The sequence below is a fragment of the Ruegeria sp. CRTD044 genome (genome assembly GCF_059613485.1).
The window spans coordinates 110,024-132,877 of sequence record NZ_JBXWSP010000007.1 but is presented as its reverse complement, the minus strand read 5'-3'; the positions used below and the strand labels follow the sequence as shown (position 1 = coordinate 132,877).

Below are 22,854 nucleotides of genomic sequence, written 5' to 3'. Positions count from 1 at the left end.
GATTTCCTTCGGCGTCAGGTTTTCTGTGGGTCGTCGGCAGCAGGGGCCCGGTATTCGTCCTTGACCTGTCCGCCAAGGCGCTCGATCTCCTTGCGGATCGCTTCGCGCTCGCCCTCGGGCAAGCGGCGGATGTCCACGGTCATGCCATCATGATAGGCCCAGATAAAGGCGTGCACCCAGGGGATGATCGCCAGAAACCCCATCCATCCCATCAGTTTGACGGCTTCGGCATGGGGGTGGTTCCGTTTGATTGCGATGCGGCCGGGCAGGCCCATGATGAACAGAAACAAGGCCATGACCGCCGCCAGCAGCAGGATCAGCGCGACGAATGTCAGGTAGTCATAATAGCCCAGCGGCTGCCCCAGTAGTCCCATCGTCGCGCCTCCTGTCTGGACGGTTGCCCCATCCTCAGTTGTTGGTGTCCAGTTCGTCAATCAATTTGTAGCTGGTCGGCGGGTCGGCGCAGATGCCCGGACCGCATTCCAACAGCGTCGAACCAGCGTTCAGCACCGCAAGACCCAGCATGATGAAGAACGCGACCTTTGCCAATGTGCTGCCGCCAAAGCGTGGTTCCGCACGCGTGTCCGAGGCATACTGTTTCTCGAACATCAGCATGATCGCGGTGCCCAACAGGATCAGGAAAAAGCAGATGGCCGCCCAGGTATAGTAGTGCAGGCCCAACACCGGAGAGCCATAGTGCCCGGTTCCCGGTACGATGTGCAGAAGGATCTGCCGCACCGACACGCTGCCGCCGTAGAGGGCTGCAATCAGCATGATCGCATAGTGTTGGGGCCGCGGGCCATAAAGCAGGTTCAAGCCCAGACCGACACCAACCGCAACGAAGCCAACTCGCTGCAACAGGCAGAGCGGGCAGGGTAGTTCGTACAACCGGAGCTGGTAGACATAGGCAAGCAGCAGAACAAGGCTGACGGCCAGCATTCCTAGGGCATTCAGAGTACGGGACAGTTCAGGTGTCATGATCGCCCCTTTCTACAACTGTATTGTCAGCTGGCTGGTGGCGTGAAACTTGAGCCAATAGACGCTCAACGCCAGCGTGAGAAAGAAAACCACGTTCCCGGCCTTTGTCCGTCCAAAGTAATTCAGCGCCATAACGGCTGTAAGTAACGCAAATAAAAGCGCGATCATGGCTCGGTCCTCCCCTCCCGTGCAACGATTGCAATGGTGGTGATACTGTCAGGCCCGCTGCCATCTGGCAAGTTTCGGTGTCGGCCGTTCGCCTTATGTGCGAGCGAACCCTAGCCGCACACCACCAATTGGGTCTGCCATTCTTGGCAGCGCGCCGCCAGTTCGGATGTGACGGGAGCGTCTGTGTAGAACGTGTCGATTTCGGACAATGACGTGATGCGGGCCGGGGCCGAGCGCTGGAATTTCGAGTGGTCTGCAACAAGGCTGGTATGCCGCGCCTGCGCGATGATTGTCTGGCTGACGTTCACTTCCTGAAAATCGAAATCCAGCAGATCGCCTTCGTCATCCAACGCAGAACACCCTATGACCGCGTAGTCAAACTTGAACTGGCGAATGGTCGAAACGGTCAGGTTTCCGATCAGGCCCCCATCGGAGCGGCGCAGAACACCACCAGCGACCACGATCTCGCATTCGGGGTTTTCGACCAGAATGTTGGCCACGTTCATATTGTTGGTCACGACCATCAGGTTCTTGTGGGTCAGAAGTTGCCGCGCCACGGCCTCAGTCGAGGTGCCGATGTTCATGAACACTGATGCTCCGTCCGGTATGTCGGCGGCACACCGTTTGGCAATGCGGGTCTTGGCTTCGTCGTTCAATCCGCGGCGGTCTTCGTAACCGATATTCGAAACGCCCGACCTCAGAACCGCGCCGCCGTGAACGCGGTCCAGCATCCCGGCATCGGACAGTTCCGACAGGTCCCGACGAATGGTCTGGACAGTGACATTGAACCGCTCGGCCAGATCCTCGACCGCGACGCGCCCGTTTTGCTTGGCAAGGCTCAGGATGTCGGATTGGCGAAAGGACAGGGACATATTCGGCTCCGCGGGTGTGATTCTGTTCGTTTTTGTTCTTTTTTAGCATCGGGCGCAAGCCTGATGTTTTCTTGAATGTGTGCTAAAAATATAGAAGTGAATGACGATCAAGTTGGGCGAGATGCGACAAAGCGAACAAAAACGAAAATCGAAATTGACTAAACGAGTGCCGGTCGCGTTAATGCGCGCGACCCTTTTGCAAATGGAATCATCAGACATGGAACAGCCGGACACCCAGATCACCGATCTTTTCATCATCGGTGGCGGCATCAATGGCTGCGGCATCGCGCGCGATGCGGCAGGGCGCGGGTTGAGCGTCACGCTCGCCGAGATGAACGATCTGGCCTCGGCCACCTCGTCAGCCTCGACCAAGCTGTTTCACGGAGGGCTGCGCTATCTGGAGTATTTCGAGTTCCGCCTGGTCCGCGAGGCGCTGATCGAACGTGAAACGCTTTTGCGTGCCATGCCGCATATCAGTTGGCCGATGCGGTTCGTTCTGCCGTATCACCCGGACATGCGGTTTGACTCTGAAACGCCCACGTCGCGCCTGTTGGGGACGGTCATGCCGTGGATGAAGGGGCGGCGGCCTGCCTGGCTGATCCGTTTGGGGCTGTTCATGTATGACAACCTGGGCGGACGGAAGATCCTGCCGGGAACAAGTTCATTGAACCTGCGCTCGGCGCCCGAGGGTGCGCCGCTGCAGGACAAGTTCGACACCGCGTATGAGTATTCCGATTGCTGGGTCGAGGATTCAAGGCTGGTGATCTTGAACGCACGCGATGCAGAGGCACACGGCGCGCGGATCTTGGTGGGCACCAAAGTTCTGTCGGCCGAACGCAGCGAAGATGTCTGGCGGATCACCGTGCAGGATTGCGAAGGCGGTGAAACCCGTGAACTGCGCGCGCGGATGCTGATCAATGCGGGCGGGCCGTGGGTTGGAGACATCATCCGGACCAAGATCCGTTCGAACTCACGCGAGGGCGTGCGGCTGGTGCGCGGCAGCCATATCGTGACGCCGCGTCTCTACGACCATGACAAATGCTACTTCTTCCAAGGTGAGGACGGGCGCATCATCTTCGCCATTCCCTATGAGCAGGACTTCACTCTGATCGGGACCACTGATCAGGACCACCCCGATCCGTCCGAGCCGCCCGTCTGCACCGAGGCCGAGCAGGACTATCTGTGCGCCTTCGCGTCCAAATACTTCAAAAAGCCGGTCTCGCGTGACGACATTGTCTGGACCTATTCCGGTGTTCGCCCGCTGTATGATGACGGCGCGCAAAGCGCCACGGCAGCCACGCGGGACTACACATTGAAAGTGGACGCCGAGGGCGGCGCGCCGGTCCTCAACGTGTTTGGTGGCAAGATCACAACCTATCGCCGCCTTGCCGAAAGCGCGATGGAGAAGGTGGCCGAGCACTTCCCAGACCTGTCTGGCCCTTGGACTGCGGGAGTTGCTCTGCCGGGCGGGGATTTCCCGGTCGACGGGGTCGAGGCACTGGTTGCCGGGTTGAAGGCCAACTACGGATTCCTCACCGACAAATGGGCGCACCGTCTGGTACATGCGTACGGAACCGAAGCACGCATCATTCTCGGGGACGCGGTCCAGGCCGATGATTTGGGCGTCGATTTTGGCGCGACCCTGACCGAGCGTGAGCTCGAATGGCTGATGGACAAGGAGTATGCCCGTACAGCGCAGGATGTGATCTGGCGTCGAAACAAACTGGGACTGCGTCTGAATCCTGAGCAGGTTGAGCAGATCGAGACCTGGATGCAGAAGCGTCGTCAGGAACAACTGAAAACCGCTTAATAACCCACCAAAGAAAAACGCCCCGCAGTTTTCGCGGGGCGTATCTTTTTTCTGTCGGTCAGGCCGCCTTTTCCGAAGGGTCGGGATCCTTGTTCGTGCCCTTGATCCACTCTCGCATGCTCTGCATCACCGCATATAGGACCGGCACCAGGATCACCCCGAACAGGGTCGCGGCGAGCATCCCGCCAAACACGGCCACACCAATTGCCTTCTGGCTGGCGGCACCAGCGCCGCTGGCTGCCAGCAGGGGCACAACGCCCAACAGGAAAGACAGCGCGGTCATCATGACGGCCCGGAAACGCTGATGAGCAGCCTCGGCGGCGGCGTCTTTGACAGACAGGCCTTTGGCCCGCTGCTCCATCGCGAACTCCACGATCAGGATGCCATTCTTTGACGCAAGCCCCACCAGCATGATCATCCCGATCTGCGTGTACAGGTTGATGTCACTGCCCACGATCGCCACCGCCGCAACCGCGCCGAACAGGGCCACGATCACCGACAGCAGGATTGAGACCGGCATCGTCCAGCTTTCGTATTGTCCGACCAGGAACAAATACCCGAACATGATCGCCAGCCCCAAGATCACCACGACCAGCCCGCCGGATGCCAGCTGTTGCTGGGCGGTACCGGTCCATTCAAAGGCATACCCCGGGGGTAGGGCGGTCGCCGACTCTTCGGTCATCACGGTGATCGCATCACCCGTTGACAGACCTTCTGCCGGAACTGCCGTCACCGTCGCGGAACGGAACAGGTTGTGGCGCTTCAGCAGAACCGGGCCAAGCACGTTTTCGACGTCGATCAGCGTTCCCAGCGGGACCATCTCACCAGTGTTCGAGCGGACATACAGGTTCGAGATGTCCTCGACGTTGTCGCGATACGACCCTTCGGCCTGGATCATCACGCGATAGACGCGGCCGAACAGGTTGAAGTCGTTCACATAGTACGAGCCAAGCTGAGCCTGCATCGTCTGGAAGATTTCGGCGACCGATACGTTCAGCGTTTTTGCCTTTTCCCGATCCAGATCCACGAACAGCTGCGGGACGTTGGCACGGAAGGTCGTGTAGGCTTGGCCGATTTCAGGCCGCTGGTTGGCCGCGTAGACAAAGGACCCCACGGCCGAGGCCAGATCCTGCGGCGAGCCGCCGCCGGTTTGCTGAACCTCCATTTCCACGCCCGCCGACATGCCAAGACCTTGGATCGGCGGCGGGTTGAACGCGACGATCGAGGCGGCGGATTCGCCGTTGGCGATGGCCAGTACCTTCTGCAGGATGGCGTCCGCCGTCAGATCCTCGTCTTGCCGTTCATCCCAGTTGTCGAGGTTGACGAACACAGCCGCGCCGTTGGTGATGGTTCCGTTCAGCAGTGAGAAACCGTTGATCAGAACTGTATTCGCCACGCCCGGAATCTCGCGGATCTGGTCATCGACACGTTTGGAAACCGCCTCGGTTCTCTCCAGTGTCGCCGCGTCGGGCAATTGGATGTCGACGAACAGATAGCCGTTGTCCTCAAGCGGCAGGAACCCGCTGGAGGTATTCGACATGATCGTCACGCCGCCAAAGGCAAACCCCGCGATGATCCCAAGCGAGACCACGGGGATGATCAGCAGCTTGCGCACGATGGACACATAGCCTGCTCGCATCGTCCCGATGAAATTCTCGAACACCGCCAGCAGACCTTTGGGCGGACCCGAGCGCGCCTGAAGGACCAAACCGCACAGCGCCGGCGACAAGGTCAGCGCATTGATGGACGAGATGACGACGGCGGTCGAGATCGTAACCGCGAACTGTGAGTACAGCCGCCCCGAGATACCGGGCATGAAGGTCACGGGCACGAACACGGCCAGAAGAACCAGAGTTGTCGCGATGACCGGTCCAGTAATCTGACCCATGGCCTTGCGGGTCGCTTCGGCCGGCGGCAGGCCTTCCTCGGCGATGATCCGCTCCACGTTTTCGACGACCACAATAGCGTCGTCTACCACGATCCCGATGGCCAGCACGAGTGCGAAAAGCGAGATTGTGTTGAGCGACATCCCGAACAGCAGCAGGAACGCAAATGTCCCGATCAATGAGACCGGAATCGCCACCGCCGGAATGATGGTCGCCCGCCAACTGCCCAAGAAGATGAACACGACCGAAATCACCAGGATGAAGGTCAGAACCAGCGTCGATACCACGTCGTTGAGGGATTGTTCGACGAAATCGGTGGTGTTGAACGGAACGTCGTATTCGACATCCGTCGGAAAGGCGCGCGACAGGCGCTCCAGTTCTGTCTGAACCCGATCGGACACCGCCAGCGCATTGGCGCCCGGCGCTTGATAGATGCCGATGACGGTGGCAGGCACGGCTTGATATAACCCGGAGGCGGCATAGTACTGAGCGCCCAGTTCGACCCGCGCGATGTCGCGGACCCGTACGATAGAGCCGGCGTCGCCGGTGCGGATCACGATATCGCCGAATTCCTTGGCAGACGTGAGGCGTCCCTTGGTCTTGATCGTGTATTGGAACGTCTGGCCTTCGGGCACCGGCGGGGCACCGATCGAGCCAGCGGAAACCTCGATGTTCTGTTCGCGAATGGCCGAGATCACGTCACCCGGCGTGATGGACAGGGCGGCCATCTTGTCGGGGTCCATCCAGATCCGCATCGCGTATTCCAGGTTGGTCAGAACGTCGGCCTTGCCAACGCCCTGCACCCGCGCCAACGCATCCTTGAGGTTGATCGACGCGTAGTTCGACAGAAACACGCTGTCATAGGTGCCGTTGGGCGAGGTCAGCGTGACCAGCAACAGCATGTTCGTCGACGCTTTCTGCGTCACCACCCCCGACGAGGTAACTTCGGTCGGGAGCGAGGACATGGCCTGTGCCACACGGTTCTGCACGTTGACCGACGCGATGTCGGGGTCGGTGCCCACCTCGAAGGTGATGTTCAGCGAATACGAGCCGTTGTCCGAGGATGTGGACGTCATGTAGATCATGTCATCCACGCCGTTGACTTGCGCTTCGATCGGCGCGGCAACCGTGTTTTCAACGGTTTCGGCGTTGGCGCCGGTGTAGGTCGTCGTGACGCTGACCACCGGCGGCGTAATGTCTGGGAATTGGGCAACCGGCAGGACCATGTAGCCAATCGCACCCATGATTGTCAGCACAAGCGAGATCACGAGTGCCAGCTTGGGCCGGCTGATGAACAGGGCGGAAAACATCAATTATTCTCCCGGCTGTTCAGAGGCGACAACGGCGTCAACGGCAACACCCGGGCGCACCCTTTGCAGCCCTTCCACGATGACGCTTTCGCCATCACGCAGACCTTCCTTGACGATCACGGCAGAGCCGACCGTTTCGCCGGTCGTGATGTAGCGCTGTTCGACCATCTGCTTGTCGTTGACCACCAGGACGAACTCTCCGCGTTGATCCCGCTGCAGGGCAGCTTGAGGGATCAGCACTTCAAGCGTGGGTTCAAGCGCCTCGATGTGAACGTTAAGAAAGGCGCCATCCACGATCAGACGTTTGTCGTTTGCAAACTCGGCGCGCAAGGTGATCGCGCCGGTCAACGGATCGATCCGGTTGTCCACGAACACGATCTTGCCGGTTTCTTCCAGCTCGGTACCATTGGGCAGCGTAAGCCGGACAATCGGGCTCTTGTTGCTTTCAGCGAGGGTGGAGGCCGTCTCACCAACCGTCTGAAGAACGGAGGTGAACTGCTTTTCATTCAACGAGAAATTCACGTAGATCGGCGCTTCGCTGATCAGGTTGACCAGCGGTTCGGTGTTGGGGCCGACCACGTCGCCGACGCTGGTGCTGATCCGACCTATCCGACCGGAAAACGGGGCGTGTATCTGTGTGTAGTCCAGATCAAGCTGCGCCTGTTGAATGGCTGCGTTGGCCGCTTTGACTTCGGCTTCGGCCACCAGCTCGTTCGCGCGGGCAATGTCGCGCTCGGATTCCGGCGTTGCGTCGCGCCTGTACAGTTCTTCCTTGCGGGCCAGGTCGACCTTGGCCAGTTCCAGATTGGCTTCGGCCCGATCAAGATCCGCTTTTCGGGCGTCAAGCGTGGCCTGGTACAGGTCGGGTTCAATGGTAAACAGCAGATCGCCCTCGTTGACCAACGAGCCTTCTTCCACATTCCGGCTTTCCAGGAAACCGCTGACCCGTGCGATGATGTCCACGTTGTCCGTGGCTTCGGCCCGCCCGATGAAAACAGCCTCCTCGGTGATTTCCTGAGTGTATGCGGCCGCAATCGAAACCTTGGGCGGCGGTGCATCGGACTGATCCTGGGCAAATACGACCGGAGTAAACGCAAGGCTTGCCAGGAAAGTCGCGCAAAGGCCGAGGCGCGAGAGCGTTCGATTGCTGGTCGTGTGGGTAAGCGTCTTTTCAACGGTCATTGCGAGTGCCTCATTCGAACCGGGATTTGGGTCGAACCGGACCGTTCCTGAAGCCCGAGTCGACTAAACTCCAAGTCAGGATGGAGGTATTGTTGAAAATTCTCAAGTATTTGAATTTTAAACGCTCGAACCCTGTCCGGGGATGTCTCGGTCATCGAACCAATATCGTCCGACGATTTAATTTGATCGGTCGGGTCAATTGGTTGTGAAAAAGGGGGCCGCTGGCCCCCTTGATGTACTCAGCTTCGCACCCCGGCAAAACGTGTTTGCCAGTCTTCCCGCTGTTCGTCGGTGATCTTGGCGAACAGGACGTCGGGCACCGTGAACGCGTGCCCGGCGGGCAGGGCGCTCAGCGCGGCGTCCACGTCCTCGGGCCAGCTGGTGTCGAGCGTGTTCATCGCGCTCAGCATCCTGGCCGAAGTCTCGGGAATGAACGGCGCGCTCAGCACCGCGTAAAGCCGGATGAGGTTCAGGCCCAGCCGCACCTGCGCGGCGGCCTGTTCCGGGTCTTCCTTGAAGGTCGACCACGGTGCCGCGGCCTGCAGGTATTCGTTGCCCGCAACCCAGATCGCGCGCAGTTCCTGCGCCGATTTGCGCACCTCCATCGCCTCCATATGCGCCTCGTAGGCGCGGATGCGTTTGGTCAGCTCCTCGATCAGTGCCTGTTCGCGTTCGCCGTATGCGCCACCGACCGGAACCTCTTCGCCGAATTTCGAGCGGCAGAACTTGGTGATCCGGCTCACGAAATTGCCCAGCACGTCGGCCAGGTCCTTATTGACCGATTGCTGGAAGTTCTCCCAGGTGAATTCGCTATCGCTGCTTTCGGGCGCGTGGCTCAGCAGCCACCAGCGCCAGTAGTCGGCGGGCAGGATATCCAGCGCCTGGTCCATGAAGACGCCACGGCCCTGGCTGGTCGAGAACTGTCCGCCGTCATAGTTCAGATAGTTGAACGACTTCAGGTGATCGACCAGCTTCCATGGCTCGCCCGAGCCCAGGATCGTAGCCGGGAAGGAGAGGGTGTGGAAGGGCACGTTGTCCTTGCCCATGAACTGCACATAGCGCACGTCGTCGGCGCCTTTGTCGGTGCGCCACCAGCGTTCCCATTCCGCATCCGGCTTGCCGTGCGCGTCAGCCCATTCCTTGGCGCAGGCGATGTATTCGATCGGCGCGTCGAACCAGACGTAGAAGACCTTGCCTTCCATGCCGGGCCAGTCTTCGTCGCCCTTCTTGACCGGGATGCCCCAGTACAGGTCGCGGGTGATGCCGCGGTCCTGCAGCCCGTCGCCGTCATGCAGCCATTTCTTGGCGATCGAGGTGGTCAGCACCGGCCAGTCGGTCTTGCTGTCGATCCAGGCGTCCAGCTGATCCTTCATCGCCGACTGGCGCAGATACAGGTGCTTGGTCTCGCGCACCTCAAGGTCGGTCGAGCCGGAAATCGCGCTGCGCGGGTCGATCAGATCGGTCGGGTCCAGCTGCTTGGTGCAGTTTTCGCACTGGTCGCCGCGGGCCTTTTCGTAGCCGCAGTTGGGGCAGGTGCCCTCGATATAGCGGTCGGGCAGAAACCGCCCGTCGGCGTTGGAATAGACCTGCTTCTCGGTTACTTCGCGGATTAGCCCGGCCTCGGCCAGCTTGCCGGCGAAATGCTGTGTCAGCTTGTGGTTCTGCGGGCTGGACGACCGGCCGAAGTGATCGAAGCTGAGGCCAAAGCGCTTGGCGATGTCGGCCTGTACCTCGTGCATCTCGGCGCAGTATTCGGCCACCGGTTTGCCGGCCTTGGCCGCTGCCAGTTCGGCCGGGGTGCCGTGTTCGTCGGTGGCGCACAGGAACATGACCTCGTTGCCGCGGCCGCGCTGGTAGCGCGCGAACAGATCCGCCGGCAGCTGCGAGCCGATCAGGTTGCCAAGGTGCTTGATCCCGTTGATGTAGGGAATTGCCGAGGTAATGAGAATCCGAGCCATGTTTGGTTTCCGCCTAACTGTCTGCGCGCGCTCTATCAAACCGGATCGGGAAATCCCAGCCCCAGAATGCTATCGCCCTTCGCGCGAGCGTTTCAGCAGGCGGCCGATTGTGAAGGAGGTGCGCGGTGCGTAGACATAGTTCGTGCGTTCCTCGGGTGTCGGGCGCGAGCGCATCCGGGCCAGTCCAAAGACGATCAGGACCGCGTGACCCAATGCCACGAAGGCAAACAGCGCGCCGGGGCCGAATTGCTCGATCAGCGTCGAGGAAACATAGGGCGAGGCGATAGCCCCCAGCGCGTACCAGAACATCAGCGCCGCCGACAGTTCCACCCGCTGCTCGGTGGTGGCGAAGTCGTTGGCATGCGCCGAAGAGATCGAGAAAATCGGAAAGGTCGTCATGCCGAACAATCCGGCGGCCAGCATGACGCCCACGGTGCCTGTGCCGCTGGCCGCCATGGTGATGCTGCAACTGACAACGGCGGCAATCGACATCCAGATCAGCACCCAGCGCCGGTCGTATTTGTCGGCCAGCCACCCGACCGGATACTGCGCCAGCGCGCCGCCCAGAACAAAAGCGGCCAGAAAGAACGCGATCTGATCGACGCCCAGCCCAACCTCTTGTCCGTAGACCGGACCAACCATCCGGAACGAAGCAGAGCTGATGGCCGAGACGATCACACCAGCCACCGCCAAGGGCGAGCAACGCCAGGCCAGCTTGGGCCGCAAACGCGGTGCCTCCGGGGTTTCGGGCTGGCTGGCGCGCGTCAGGGTCAGCGGCAGCAACGAGGCACAGCAAAGGATGGCCAGCAGGTTGTAAGAGACATATGAGGCAGGTGGCAGAACGGCGATGATCAACTGCGCGCTCAGCGATGCTCCCATATCGGCCAGCCGGTATGTGCCCATTGCGCGGCCGCGGGTTTCGTTGGTGACTTTTGCGTTCAGCCAGGCCTCGATAACCGTATAACAACCCGCCACGCAGGTCCCCGAGGCAATGCGCAGCGCTGCCCAGGCATAGGGGTTTTCGGTCAGGGTGTGGCCAATCAGACCCATCGCGCCCAGAGCCGTACAGACCGCAAAGGCGCGCGAGTGCCCGATGGATCCCATCAGCCTTGGCGCCCACCAGCATCCCGCGAAAAAGCCCAAAAAGTGAGCCGAACCCAAAAGGCCGATCTGTTCTGTTGAAAACCCCAGCGTCAGGCCGGATATCGCGTCCAGCGGACCCACGCCGCCCGTGGAAAGCTGCAAAAGAATGACCGAAAGAAAAAGGGCGGCGAATGAGATGATGGTACGCATGGGTCCAGTAGATGTCCGAATGGCGTATGACGATGCGCGCGGCTATTCGACTTTGTGGTGTCGTTTTCCGCCAGTTTCAGGGTTTTCTGCGAATTTCGGTTCGTATGTTCAATCCCACAGTTTCGTCGACCAGGTCCGCATAGCCGGTGGCGCCGAAATCGTTCCGGTTCAACGCGCCGGTCAAATGGATGAACAACCGGTCCAGGTCGTCCTTTGCGGATCCCGGCGGGCGATAGAGGGTGGCATCAAGGGTGATCGGGCGGGTCTCGTCGCGCACCGTCAATTCGCCGGTGACGGTCGCTCCGTCGGAAATGCGTCCGCCGGGGCTAAGGCTGACAGCGGTCGAGACGAAGTGGATTGATGGAAACCGCGCGGCATCCAACACGGATCGGCTTAGCATCGGGCCGCGTGCAAACGGCAGTCTCGTGCGTGCCTCGGCGACGTTCAGGACGACGTCGACCATGCTGTTGCGCAGGTTTTTCGTGTCCACCAGAACATCAGCGGTCTGGATTGGCATGGTGCCGGTCTGAGCCGAGCCAGCCAGACCGAATGTGAATTCGATCAATGTTCCTTGTGTTTCAAGTATATACGGAACCGGGGCGGCCACGGCGTGCCGCACCAAGGGCAGCGATGCCAGCCCCGCCAGTACCAGAGTTCGGCGGGTCAGGCGACTCATGCCGGAACCCGCCCGTGGCGCGGCCGCGAGCGCATAAGCAATGTTGCAATAATGGCGATGTTCAGCCCGTTCCACAGGATTCCGTTCACGAAGGCCAGTTCATACTTCCCGGTCACGTCATAGATCCAGCCGGACATCCAGCCACCCAGTGCCATGCCCATGATCGTCATCATCATCACGAAACCGACCCGTGCCCCGGCTTCTTGCGGGGGCATGTATTCGCGGACGACCAGCGCATAGCTGGGCACGATGCCGCCCTGCGCCAGTCCGAACAACAGGCTGATGACATAGAGCGACACCAATCCGTCATAAGGTAGGAACAGGAACAGGGCGATGCATTGCAGGATCGACCCGATCAGCAACGTGTGAACGCCGCCCAGCTTGTCCGCGACCAGCCCCGAGATGATCCGGCTGACGACACCGCCCATCAGCATGAGCGACAGCATCTCGGCCCCGACCGCCGGGCCATAGCCCAACCCGACGCAGTAGGAGACGATGTGGACCTGCGGCATCGACATGGCGACGCAGCAGCCGATTCCGGCGAGGCCCAGCACATACTGCAGGGTCCGCGGCGACAGGCCGACGCTGCGCGCGTTGATCTGCGCGGCAGCTGCGGCGGTGCCATGCGCCTCGACCGGGACCTGCCGGCGCAGCAGCAGCGACAGCGGGATGACAACGATCAGAGTGATGACCGCCAATGTCAGATAGACCTGCTGCCACCCGTCGCGGGCAAGGATACCGGACAGGAGCGTGGGCCAGATCGCGCCGGATAGATAGTTTCCGCTGGCCACCAGCGCGACGGCGATTCCGCGTCGGCGCAGGAACCAGTGCGAGATGTCGGCGATCAGCGGGCCGAACCCGACGGCGGTGCCCAAACCCAGCATCAGATGCGCCACCGACAGCATCGTGATCGTCGGCGCCCATGTCGCCAGCAGATAGCTGAGCGCGCTGAGGCCTGCGGCACCGATCAGCGCCTTGGTCACGCCCAGCCGGTCCACCACCTGACCCAGCCACATGTTGCCAAGCGCAAATCCGATCATGGCCAGCGTGTAGGGCATCGAGGCCTCGGCCCGGCTGGCGCCGAACTGAGTCTCGATTGCGGGCATCACCACGATCACCGCCCACATGCCCACATTGGCCACCGCCGCGATGGCCAGCGTGACCAGAAGGCGAAGCCAGGAATAGCGGCTGTCGTGGATCGGGTGGGTCATTCCGGCACGCTAGGGGGCGGGATGCGGTTTGACCAGTCACAACTTGCGTGACCCGGGGCCGGTCGGTCAGGCGCAGGTTTCCTCGGCGCCGATCCGTTGCAGGTGCAGCCCGGCGCGCGGCGCGGTCTGGGTGGCGTGCCAGCTGACCGGGGGCAGGGCGCGGGCGCGGCGGCGGGTCAGGGTCCAGCGGCGGGTCTGGCCCGTGTGCGCCGGGGCCATGTGCCAGCGCGTCTCGATGCCCTGCGCGCCGCCGTCGCCGGGGGTCAGCAGCAGGCCCAGCGGGGCCTGACCCATCGTGCCCCCCTGTTCGGCGGCCAGATGCATCCGGCGCACCGGCGTCAGGCCCGGTGCCCCCGGCAGGTCGCCGATCACCAGCGGCACCGCCCCGCTGCGCAGCGCCTCTTCGATGCACCACAGCAGGTCCTCGGCCCGGGTGGGGCGGACGAACAGGAACCGGGCGGGATCGGCAAAGGGCATCATGCCGTCGGGGTTCAGCTGATCGGCCTCCCACGCGGGCGAGATCCACAGGACCGGCCCCTGCGCCTGACCGGCCAGCCACATGGCAAAGCTGCGCCGCGCGGGGCCGCAGGCCTCGTGCACGCGGGCCAGTTGCAGCGAAATCTCATCATGCAGGGTCAGCCCCGGCGCCGCGCGCGCCGGTTTGCGGCCAAGAAGATGCGTGGACATGGCCGAATGCTAGCATGTTCCCATTTTGTTCTCAATCCCGAAAGCCGCCGTTCAGCGCGACAGGATCATCCGGCCGTCAGAAAACTGGATGTTGGAAAAACGGTGCAGGTAATCCATGCCCAGCAGGGACTGGTCAAGATCTCCTCCGTTGATCCATGCCGGAACATTTCGGTCTGTGATGGGCCCCAACGCCAGACTGTCGAGGCGCACAGGCGCAGTCTGGACCACCCCATTTGCGGTCGATGCACGCCCGTGAAAGGTCAGCTGATCGGTATCGAACCCAACGCGCTCCGCGTCCTGCGGACTCAGCACGATCTGACTGGCTCCGGTATCAACCAGGAAAGTCACCGGTTTGCCATTCACCAGCATCGGCAAGTAATAATGTCCGTCGAACGAACGGGGCACTTCGATCACATCTCCGGTCACGGACATCTGCGGAGATACGCCAACGGTCGAGCGGATATCGCCCCAAAGGCCGACAACGGCAATGATCCCGATGAAGATGAAGACCCAGGCCATGGCCATCTGCAGGGTCTTCCCCAACGACTGCCGATTGTGAGTGAAGAACCACATCAGCAGTGCGGCTCCCAGCAGAACCAGATAGGCCAACCGTCCAAAATCGTTACCATCCATGCGGGCACCCGAAACCTTCTTTCATAAGGTCAATATGGGGTTTCAGGACGCGAACCCAAAGGCCTTGAGCCCGTCAAGAATGAACTGAACCGACAGCGCGGCCAGCAACATGCCCAGAAGGCGGGTCAGCACGGTCAGGCCGGTCTTGCCCAGAATGCGCGCGATCAGGCCGCTGGACAAGAAGAACAGCAATACAACCGCCATCACGGCAAGCATCACGCCGACAGCGGCAGCGATGCCCTGAATGCCGGGGTGCTCACCGGCCAGAAGGATGATCGTTGCGATCGATCCGGGCCCGGCCACCAGCGGAATGGCCAGCGGAAAGACCGAGGGGTCAGGGTGCTCTTCTTCTTCCGCTCGGTCCTCGCGCCGCTTGTTGCGCCGCTCGAACAGCATGTCGAGCGCGGTCAGAAACAGCAATGCGCCGCCAGCGACCTTGAAAGCCTCCATCGAGATGCCGACAAAGCCGAGAACCGCCTCTCCGAAAGCGGCGAAGGCGATAAGGATGCCCGAAGCGGTCAGGCACGTGCGGTAGACGACGCGGCGACGGGTGGCCGGGTCCATTCCTTGTGTCAGCGCGACGAAGATCGGTGCGGTGCCAAAGGGATCGATCACAACGAACAGGGTTGTGAACGCGGTTATGAAGAATGCCATTTCGATCATGCGGCGGCCTCTGCGCTTTCCAGCCGCTCGGCGGCGGCGACCCACAGCGCCTCGGCGCGGGACATGGCCTCGACCACCTCGGCGAATTTTCGGTTCCAGGTTTCCAGATCAGCGATCCGGTCATCTTCGTACAAGGCCGGGTCGGACAATTTGGCCGAGAGCTTTTCGTGCATGTCCGTCAATTTCTCCAGCCGTTCCTCGCATTTCCGCAGGTCGGCCCGTAGCGCGAGAATGGTATCGCGAGAGGCGCGTTTGGGTTTGGCGGCCGGTTTTTCCCGGGCCGGTGGTTTGTCGCGCGCCAGCAGCATCTGGCGATAGGCTTCCAGGTCGCCGTCAAAGGGTTTGACCGTGCCGTCCGAGACCAACCACAGCCGATCGGCCACCAGCCCCAGCAGGTGCATGTCGTGGCTGACCAGAACCACAGCACCGGAATAGGCGGTCAGCGCCTCGACCAGGGCCTCGCGGCTTTCGATGTCCAGATGATTGGTCGGCTCGTCGAGGATCAGCATGTGCGGCGCGTCGATCGTCGCGATCAGCAGCGACAGGCGCGCTTTCTGGCCGCCTGAAAGCCGGCCCACCTCGGTTTCGGCCTGATCCGCGCCCAGCCCGAACCCCGCCAGCCGCGCGCGCAGCTGGGCCGGGGTCTCGGTCGGGCGCAGGCGCCGCAGGTGATCCAGCGGTGTCTCGTCCACATGCAGCTCGTCCACCTGATGCTGGGCGAAATACCCGATGCGCAGCTTGCTGCTGCGAGCCATCTTGCCCGCCATCAGTGGCAGCCGGTCCGACAGCAGCTTGGACAGGGTCGATTTGCCCTGACCATTCTTCCCCAACAGCGCGATCCGGTCGTCCTGATCGATGCGCAGGTTCAGACGGCGCAGCACCTCGGTGTCGCCATAGCCGGTCACGCCGCCCTCGATCTGGATGATCGGCGGCGACAGTTCCTCGGGTTCGGGGAACGAGAAGGCGCGCAAGGCGGCCTCTTGCGGGGTCGAGATCAGCTGGATCCGTTCGATCATCTTCAGCCGCGATTGCGCCTGAACGGCCTTGGACGCCTTGTAGCGGAACCGGTCAACGAAGCTCTGCAAATGGGCGATGCGGGCCTTGGCCTTGGCGTTTTCGGCCTCGGCCTGCGCCAGACGTTCGGCGCGGCGTTCGGCGAACTTGTCGTAGGGCACCGCGTAATAGGTCAGCTGGCGGTCTTCCAGATGCAGGATCGAGCCCACCGCCCGGTTCAGCAGGCCCCGGTCGTGGCTGATGACGATGACCGTATGCGGATATTTGGCCAGATAGCTTTCTAGCCACAGCGCGCCTTCAAGGTCTAGATAGTTGGTCGGTTCGTCCAGCAGAAGCAGGTCGGGCTGCGAGAAAAGAACCGCCGCCAAAGCGACCCGCATCCGCCAGCCGCCCGAGAAATCGGAACAGGGCCGCTGCTGATCGGCATCGTCAAAGCCCAGCCCCTTGAGGATCGTGGCCGCGCGGGCTTCGGCCGACCAGGCGTCGATATCAGCCAGCCGGGTCTGAATCTCGGCAATCCGGTCGGGGTCGGTGGCCTGCTGCGCCTCGGCCATCAGGGCGCTGCGCTCGGTGTCGGCGGCCAGTACCGTGTCGATCAGCGACACGTTGGATGAGGGCACCTCTTGCGACACACCGCCGATCCGCGCGCGGCGGGGCAGGGTGATGCCGCCCGATTCCAGCGCCAGCTCGCCCCGGATCAGGCGAAACAGAGTAGTCTTGCCGGTGCCGTTGCGGCCGACCAGACCCACCTTGTGGCCTTCGGGAATGGTGGCGCTGGCGCCCTCGAACAGGGGGCGGCCCTCAACCGAATAGGTGATGTTCTCGATCCGTAGCATAGGCCGCTCTTAGCAGAGCGATACTGGCACCGCCAGACGCAAGCCATGTGCAAACCACATGTGCTGTGCTAGCGCTTTTGCAGATGAACGAAATTCGGATGTTGAGATGCGGGCGGCACAAACTCCACCCTCTTTGGTGACCCTTGTCCTAGCGACCGGTCTGTCCGTGCTGTCGCTGAACATGTTCCTTCCGTCCCTTGCGAACATGGCGGTCGATTTTCGGGCGGATTATGCGCTGGTGAACCTGTCAATCGCGGCCTATCTGGCCGTGTCCGCCGTACTGCAACTGATCCTTGGGCCAATGTCCGACCGGTTCGGGCGCCGGCCGGTTCTTTTGACCTGCATGACGGTTTTTGTGGCGGCGTCACTGGGCTGTGTTCTGGCCGAGTCGATCTGGACCTTTCTGGGGTTCCGTCTGATGCAGGCCGCCGTGGTTGGGGGCTCGGTGCTGTCTGCCGCGTCGATCCGCGACCAGTTTCCGCCCAACGAGGCCGCAAGCAAGCTGGGATATGTCGCCATGGCAATGGCTTTGGCGCCGATGCTGGGTCCGATGCTGGGCGGCACTTTGGACATGATGTTCGGGTGGCGGGCCGGGTTCGTCTTTTATACGGTTGCTGGGGCGGCGCTGCTGACGCTGCTCTGGGCGGATATGGGCGAGACCAACCACAACTGGTCCGCCACTTTCGGCGCGCAGATGCGCGAATACCCGCACCTGTTCCGTGCCCGGCGGTTCTGGGGCTACGCGTTGTGCGCGGCATTCTCGATCGGGGGGTTCTACAGTTTCATCACCGGAGCGCCCCTGGTGGCCGCCGCCTGGTTCGATCTGAGCCCCGCGAAGCTGGGCCTGGGGATCGGCATCATCACCGGAGGTTTCATGGTCGGCAATTTCGTGACGGGTCGGATCGCCGCGCGTACTCGGCTGACGACGATGATTCTGGCCGGACGCATCATCGCCTCAGTCGGGCCGTTCTGCGGGCTGCTGCTGTTTTTAGTGGGAATGGGGTCGGTCTGGGTGTTTTTCGGATCAGCTATCTTTGTTGGTTTTGGAAACGGTTTGACGAACGCCAACGCGTCTGCAGGGGTCATGTCGGTTCGCCCCCAGCTGGCCGGCAGCGCGGCGGGCCTTTCCGGGGCTCTGATCGTCGCGCTCGGTGCGGTCATTACTTCGATCACCGGAGCTGCGGTCAGCCCTGAAAACGGGCCGTATCTGGTGCTGTCGATGATGGCAGGCAGTAGCTTTCTGGGCCTTTTGGCCGTTCTGTATGTCCGTTGGGTGGATGCACGGGACCCGCTTCCCGACGCAATCTGACGCCCAAAGGCGAGATCGCGCCATCATTCCACTTTTCACGGGCGAAATACCGTGTTAGGCGGCGCGCGATGAATTTCGCGCGGCCCAGCCCGCGCCGTCAGACCAAGGAGAGGCCCGATATGGCACTGGAACGCACTTTTTCGATCATCAAGCCCGATGCAACCCGCCGCAACCTGACCGGCAAGATCAACGCCAAGTTCGAGGAAGCCGGCCTGCGCATCGTCGCGCAGAAGCGCATCCACATGACCAAGGAACAGGCCGGCAAGTTCTACGAAGTTCATGCCGAGCGTCCGTTCTATGACGAACTGTGCGAGTTCATGTCGTCTGCACCGGTTGTCGTTCAGGTTTTGGAAGGCGAAAACGCCATCGCCAAGAACCGCGAAGTCATGGGCGCAACCAACCCCGCCGATGCGGCACCGGGCACCATCCGCGCCGAGTTCGCTGAGTCGGTCGGTGAGAACTCGGTTCACGGCTCGGATGCGCCGGAAACCGCAGCGGTTGAGATCGCATATTTCTTCTCGGGCATCGAACTGGTCGGCTAAGCCGCACCACGATACCTGTCGAGATTGCCGCGTCCGATTTCGGGCGCGGTTTTTTGTTGGTCAGACGGATTTCAGATCGTCAGGGCCGACGCGTACACCGATGGCATCCAGATCCGCGATGATCCGGGACGCCGGAGCCCGGTTCGTTGACGATTTCAAAGCATCGAACCTTGCGCGCAGGGCTTTCTTTTCTTCGCCCTTGCAATCGTTCCAGGGGCGGCCCTGCAAGCCCATGACCAAAACGTAATAGCCGATGAAATGGGGCCGGGTTCCGGCCTGTATCAGCCGGGCATAGGCCGCATCGGCACCAAGCTCGCGCAGCTCTTCGGCCGAGTGGATGCCCGCACGGGCACAGGCCTGTTCGAAAGCAGGTCCAAGGTTGCGGATGGAAGACACAGGTTCGGGCATGTTTCTTTCTTAGCTTTGCCGGGGCGTGCTGTCACTGCCCGCCGGAACGTTGTGCGACGAATTCCGTTGCGCTAGGCATTGAGCGACGGGTCCGTGCAGGAGGGGGAAGGAATTGACAAGCGACATCAGTAATCTGGACCTGATGAACCCGCCTGAGGGCTTCATCGACAATCCCTTCCCGTTTTATGATGCGCTGCTGTCTTCGGCGCCGGTTCTGGCACAGCCCGATGGCTCGGTTCTATTGTCGCGGCATGCTGATCTGGATCGGATTTATCGAGACACGACCCTGTACTCGTCCGACAAAAAAGCCGTTTTCGCGCCAAAGTTCGGTCCGGGATCACCATTGTTCGAGCATCACACCACCTCGCTGGTGTTCTCGGATCCGCCGTTGCACACGCGAGTTCGCAAAATCATGACTTCGGCCCTGACCCCGCGCGCCATCGCCCGGATGGAGCCCGGTTTGATCCAGACTGTCGATCTCTTGCTGGATCGCCTGGAAGACAAGCGGCAAGTGGATCTGATCGAAGACTATGCCGCCACCATCCCGATCCAGATCATCGGAAACCTTCTGGACGTACCGGTGGACGAGCGCGAACCGCTGCGCGACTGGTCCCTGGCGATTCTTGGGGCGCTCGAACCGGCATTGACCGCCAAGCAACTCGAAGACGGCCATGCGGCCGTTCGGGACTTCAAGGAGTATCTGGCCGATCTGGTGGCTCGGCGCAGGGCCGCGCCCGGCGACCCCGAAACCGACGTCCTGACGCGGTTGATCCGCGGTGAAGGGGCCGACGAAAAGCTGAGTGAAATAGAATTGCTTCAGAACTGCATCTTCATTCTGAATGCGGGTCATGAAACCACGACGAACCTGATCGGAAACGGGTTGGCCCTGCTGCATGACCACCCGGAGCAGCGTCAGCGGCTTATGGATGATCCAAGCCTGATCAATACGGCGGTCGAAGAGGTTTTGCGGTTTCGTTCACCCAACCAGTTCGGCAACCGGGAAACGACGGCTGACGTCGTGATTGACGGGCGTCCAATCGCAAAGGGCACCAACCTTCATCTGTGTATCGGCGCTGCAAACAGGGATCCGGCCGTGTTCGCAGACCCGGGCCGGTTCGACATCTCGCGCAAACCGAACCGTCACCTTGCCTTTGCCGGCGGGCCGCACGTCTGCGCAGGTCTTACACTTGCGCGCCTTGAAGGGCGGGTCGCCCTGTCGCGGTTCGTGACAAGGTTCCCAGATTTCCAACTGTCCGATGAACGTGTCAGAGGCGGACGTATGCGGTTCCGCGGATACGCTTCCTTGCCTGCGTCCCTTTGATCGGCAAAAAGGTGGGGAGTTAACCTAGGGTTTTTGCGCCAGCTTCAGAACTGCCTTCAATCCGGGATCTGCATTCTGAGCACTGAAGCCTCCGCCATGCATGCGGGTGATGGCCGCCACCAAAGCCAGTCCGAGGCCTGAGTTTCGGTCCGAACGCGCGGGATCAAGCGTGACGAAGGGCAGTTGAAGCTGCGACAGCATCTCGACCGGCACGCCCGGGCCGCGATCGCGGACACTCAGCAGGGCAAACGGGCCGTCTTCGCGCAGTTCGATGGAAATTGCAGTTCCTTCAGGGGCATAGCGCATGGCGTTTTCCAGAAGGTTCGACAGGGCCTGCGACAGCAAAGGGCGGTGCCCCATGATCGGAGCCGCCCGACCCGTGACCTCGAGGCGCACATCCTTGTCGGCCGCGACCGGTTCGTACAACTCCACAGCATCGTTGACCAAGCGTTCAAGGTCCACAGGTTCAAACTGCTCCCGCCCCAATCCGGCCTCGGCGCGTGAGATCTCTGTCAGCTGCCCGAGAACTCGCAACACGTGATCGATTTCGGCCGTTGCCCGGGCGATGTCGACCTCACGATCCAAGTCGCTTTTGCCCGGCTCGGCCAAGGCGACCACCCGCTGCTTCAACCGGGATAGAGGTGACCGCAGATCATGCGCGATCGAGTTCGACGTGGTGCGCAAGTTGCTGACCAACTCTTCGATCCGGTCCAGCATGTTGTTCAATGTGCCTGCCATCTGGTCGAACTCGTCGCCGGTACCACGCTGTGGCATTCGTTGGGACAGGTCGCCGGACACGATGGTTTCTGCGGTGTCGGCGATATCCTTCAGCCGCGAAAACACCAGACGGGTCAAAAGCCAACCGGTCAGAATGCTCAGCGCAAGGGCCGCGCCTAGGGCCAGCGCCACCGAATGAAACAGCACCCGGTCGAACTGTTGACGGGCGAGGGCGTCGCGGCCAACCAACAGCCTTTCGCCGCCGGGCAGCAGGATCGATGCGGCGGAGATCGGGACCAGCTGATCCGTCTCGGTTCTGCGCAGTTCCAGATCCACCCACCCACTGCCAGCGGCGATGCCCTCGGGCCATCGCTTGAGGTTGCCGGCCAAGGTTTTTCCCGAGCGGTCAGCCAACAGATAAAGCGCATCACGCTCGGACGCGGTCGGAAGCCGGCGTTCGATGGCCACCATCAGGCCGACAAGCCCGAGGCGTTCGTACTCATCCGCCAGCCCGGTCAGTTCGGCGGACACGACAGATCGGGTTTCGCCTTCGATCGTGCGGTTGGCGGTGATATAGACGAGCAACAATACGGCCGCGGTCAGCAATGTGCTGAGCACCATGCTCGCCAGCACCAGCCGCGTCCTGGAGTCCTTGAATGACAAGGGCGACTTAACCATCAGAAACCATGTAACCGGCCCCGCGCACGGTTTCGATCAGCGGTGGTTCACCACCTTCGTCCAATTGCCGACGCAGTTTGGAGATATGAACGTCGACGACGTTTGTGTTCGGGTCGAAATGATAGTCCCAGACACCTTCGAGAAGCATCGTCCTCGACACCACCCGGTTTTTCCGGCGAAGGAAGAATTCCAGAATCTGGAACTCTCTGGGCGTCAGGGTGATCTCGCGACCGTTGCGCGTGACCTTTCGGGTCAGCAGATCCATTTCAAGGTCGCGGCATTTGAGGGTCGGGGTTTCCTCGGATTCCTGAGGTCGGCGCAACAGGGCTTCGATCCGGGCATGAAGTTCCTGAAATGAGAAGGGCTTGACCAGATAGTCGTCGGCACCCGCATGCAGCCCTTTCACCCGCTCGTCCACGGCGCTCATGGCTGTCAGCATCAGAACCGGCGTCTTGACCCCGGCGGCGCGCATTGACTTGATCAGAGCCAGGCCGTCCAGCCCGGGCAGCATCCTGTCCAGAACGACCGCGTCAAATCCGCCGTCGGTCGCGTGGTACAAACCTTCGCGGCCGTCCTCGGCGCATTCAACAACATAACCTTCCTCGCCAAATCCCTTGGCGATGAAGTCCCGCGTGTCTTCATCATCCTCAACGATCAACAGACGTCTGCTCATGGTCGGATTTCCTTTCACTCAGGATATAA

The 22,854-nt window shown here is 61.4% G+C and carries 21 protein-coding genes; 4 read left to right on the top strand and 17 right to left on the bottom strand.

The window, feature by feature from the left end; genetic code table 11:
- Positions 1-14: 14 nt before the first annotated feature.
- The 4 genes from AC2FNL_RS08380 to AC2FNL_RS08365 form a co-directional block, all read right to left on the bottom strand.
- Positions 15-374 carry a DUF3302 domain-containing protein gene (locus AC2FNL_RS08380; protein ID WP_093961840.1) on the bottom strand — a complete coding sequence of 120 codons (360 nt, stop codon included), beginning with the start codon at positions 372-374 and terminating at the stop codon, positions 15-17.
- Positions 375-408: 34 nt separating this feature from the next.
- Positions 409-978 carry a disulfide bond formation protein B gene (locus AC2FNL_RS08375; RefSeq protein WP_170439523.1) on the bottom strand — a complete coding sequence of 190 codons (570 nt, stop codon included), beginning with the start codon at positions 976-978 and terminating at the stop codon, positions 409-411.
- Between the two features lie 12 nt (positions 979-990).
- Positions 991-1,146, bottom strand: a complete 156-nt coding sequence (locus tag AC2FNL_RS08370; protein ID WP_170339565.1) for a DUF5993 family protein — start codon at positions 1,144-1,146, stop codon at positions 991-993.
- A 110-nt stretch (positions 1,147-1,256) separates the two neighbouring features.
- A complete protein-coding gene (locus tag AC2FNL_RS08365; protein ID WP_093962933.1) occupies positions 1,257-2,018 on the bottom strand; it encodes a DeoR/GlpR family DNA-binding transcription regulator in 762 nt (253 codons plus the stop codon).
- Positions 2,019-2,235: 217 nt separating this feature from the next.
- Between AC2FNL_RS08365 and glpD the strand changes: the two genes are divergently transcribed.
- Entirely contained in the window at positions 2,236-3,828 is a 1,593-nt protein-coding gene (gene glpD / locus AC2FNL_RS08360; RefSeq protein ID WP_496833098.1) for a glycerol-3-phosphate dehydrogenase, read from the top strand.
- Positions 3,829-3,886: 58 nt separating this feature from the next.
- Here glpD and AC2FNL_RS08355 read toward each other — a convergent pair whose 3' ends face one another.
- The 10 genes from AC2FNL_RS08355 to AC2FNL_RS08310 form a co-directional block, all read right to left on the bottom strand.
- On the bottom strand, positions 3,887-7,024 hold the full coding sequence (locus AC2FNL_RS08355; RefSeq protein WP_496833097.1) for an efflux RND transporter permease subunit: 3,138 nt from the start codon (positions 7,022-7,024) through the stop codon (positions 3,887-3,889).
- A 3-nt stretch (positions 7,025-7,027) separates the two neighbouring features.
- Positions 7,028-8,206, bottom strand: a complete 1,179-nt coding sequence (locus tag AC2FNL_RS08350) for an efflux RND transporter periplasmic adaptor subunit (protein ID WP_496833096.1) — start codon at positions 8,204-8,206, stop codon at positions 7,028-7,030.
- 239 nt (positions 8,207-8,445) lie between these two features.
- Complete coding sequence (metG, locus tag AC2FNL_RS08345) at positions 8,446-10,164, bottom strand: methionine--tRNA ligase (protein ID WP_496833095.1); 1,719 nt, start codon at positions 10,162-10,164, stop codon at positions 8,446-8,448.
- Between the two features lie 69 nt (positions 10,165-10,233).
- Positions 10,234-11,457, bottom strand: a complete 1,224-nt coding sequence (locus AC2FNL_RS08340; protein WP_496833094.1) for an MFS transporter — start codon at positions 11,455-11,457, stop codon at positions 10,234-10,236.
- A gap of 76 nt (positions 11,458-11,533) precedes the next feature.
- Positions 11,534-12,133 (bottom strand): YceI family protein, encoded by a 600-nt coding sequence (locus AC2FNL_RS08335; protein WP_093961846.1) that lies wholly within the window; start codon positions 12,131-12,133, stop codon positions 11,534-11,536.
- On the bottom strand, positions 12,130-13,344 hold the full coding sequence (locus AC2FNL_RS08330) for an MFS transporter (RefSeq protein ID WP_093961847.1): 1,215 nt from the start codon (positions 13,342-13,344) through the stop codon (positions 12,130-12,132). Before AC2FNL_RS08330 ends, AC2FNL_RS08335 begins: the two co-directional genes overlap by 4 nt.
- Positions 13,345-13,410: 66 nt before the next feature.
- Positions 13,411-14,031: an ImuA family protein gene (locus tag AC2FNL_RS08325; RefSeq protein WP_093961848.1), complete on the bottom strand. Its 621-nt coding sequence runs from the start codon at positions 14,029-14,031 to the stop codon at positions 13,411-13,413.
- Positions 14,032-14,082: 51 nt separating this feature from the next.
- A complete protein-coding gene (locus AC2FNL_RS08320) occupies positions 14,083-14,664 on the bottom strand; it encodes a retropepsin-like aspartic protease family protein (protein WP_093961849.1) in 582 nt (193 codons plus the stop codon).
- A 42-nt stretch (positions 14,665-14,706) separates the two neighbouring features.
- Complete coding sequence (locus AC2FNL_RS08315; protein ID WP_496833093.1) at positions 14,707-15,327, bottom strand: MarC family protein; 621 nt, start codon at positions 15,325-15,327, stop codon at positions 14,707-14,709.
- A complete protein-coding gene (locus AC2FNL_RS08310) occupies positions 15,324-17,177 on the bottom strand; it encodes an ABC-F family ATP-binding cassette domain-containing protein (protein WP_496833092.1) in 1,854 nt (617 codons plus the stop codon). Before AC2FNL_RS08310 ends, AC2FNL_RS08315 begins: the two co-directional genes overlap by 4 nt.
- 106 nt (positions 17,178-17,283) lie before the next feature.
- On the opposite strand from AC2FNL_RS08310, the gene AC2FNL_RS08305 reads away from it, so the two are divergent.
- Positions 17,284-18,486, top strand: a complete 1,203-nt coding sequence (locus tag AC2FNL_RS08305) for a multidrug effflux MFS transporter (protein WP_496833091.1) — start codon at positions 17,284-17,286, stop codon at positions 18,484-18,486.
- A gap of 119 nt (positions 18,487-18,605) precedes the next feature.
- Positions 18,606-19,028, top strand: a complete 423-nt coding sequence (gene ndk, locus AC2FNL_RS08300; RefSeq protein ID WP_027237357.1) for a nucleoside-diphosphate kinase — start codon at positions 18,606-18,608, stop codon at positions 19,026-19,028.
- Positions 19,029-19,088: 60 nt separating this feature from the next.
- On the opposite strand, the gene AC2FNL_RS08295 is transcribed toward ndk, so the two are convergent.
- Positions 19,089-19,436: a TfoX/Sxy family protein gene (locus tag AC2FNL_RS08295; protein WP_093961853.1), complete on the bottom strand. Its 348-nt coding sequence runs from the start codon at positions 19,434-19,436 to the stop codon at positions 19,089-19,091.
- A 142-nt stretch (positions 19,437-19,578) separates the two neighbouring features.
- Here AC2FNL_RS08295 and AC2FNL_RS08290 point away from each other — a divergent pair, with 142 nt between their 5' ends.
- Entirely contained in the window at positions 19,579-20,757 is a 1,179-nt protein-coding gene (locus AC2FNL_RS08290) for a cytochrome P450 (RefSeq protein WP_496833219.1), read from the top strand.
- A 24-nt stretch (positions 20,758-20,781) separates the two neighbouring features.
- Here AC2FNL_RS08290 and AC2FNL_RS08285 read toward each other — a convergent pair whose 3' ends face one another.
- Both AC2FNL_RS08285 and AC2FNL_RS08280 read right to left on the bottom strand, forming a co-directional pair.
- Positions 20,782-22,152 carry a sensor histidine kinase gene (locus AC2FNL_RS08285; RefSeq protein WP_093961854.1) on the bottom strand — a complete coding sequence of 457 codons (1,371 nt, stop codon included), beginning with the start codon at positions 22,150-22,152 and terminating at the stop codon, positions 20,782-20,784.
- Entirely contained in the window at positions 22,145-22,825 is a 681-nt protein-coding gene (locus AC2FNL_RS08280) for a response regulator transcription factor (protein WP_093961855.1), read from the bottom strand. Before AC2FNL_RS08280 ends, AC2FNL_RS08285 begins: the two co-directional genes overlap by 8 nt.
- Between the last annotated feature and the right edge of the window lie 29 nt (positions 22,826-22,854).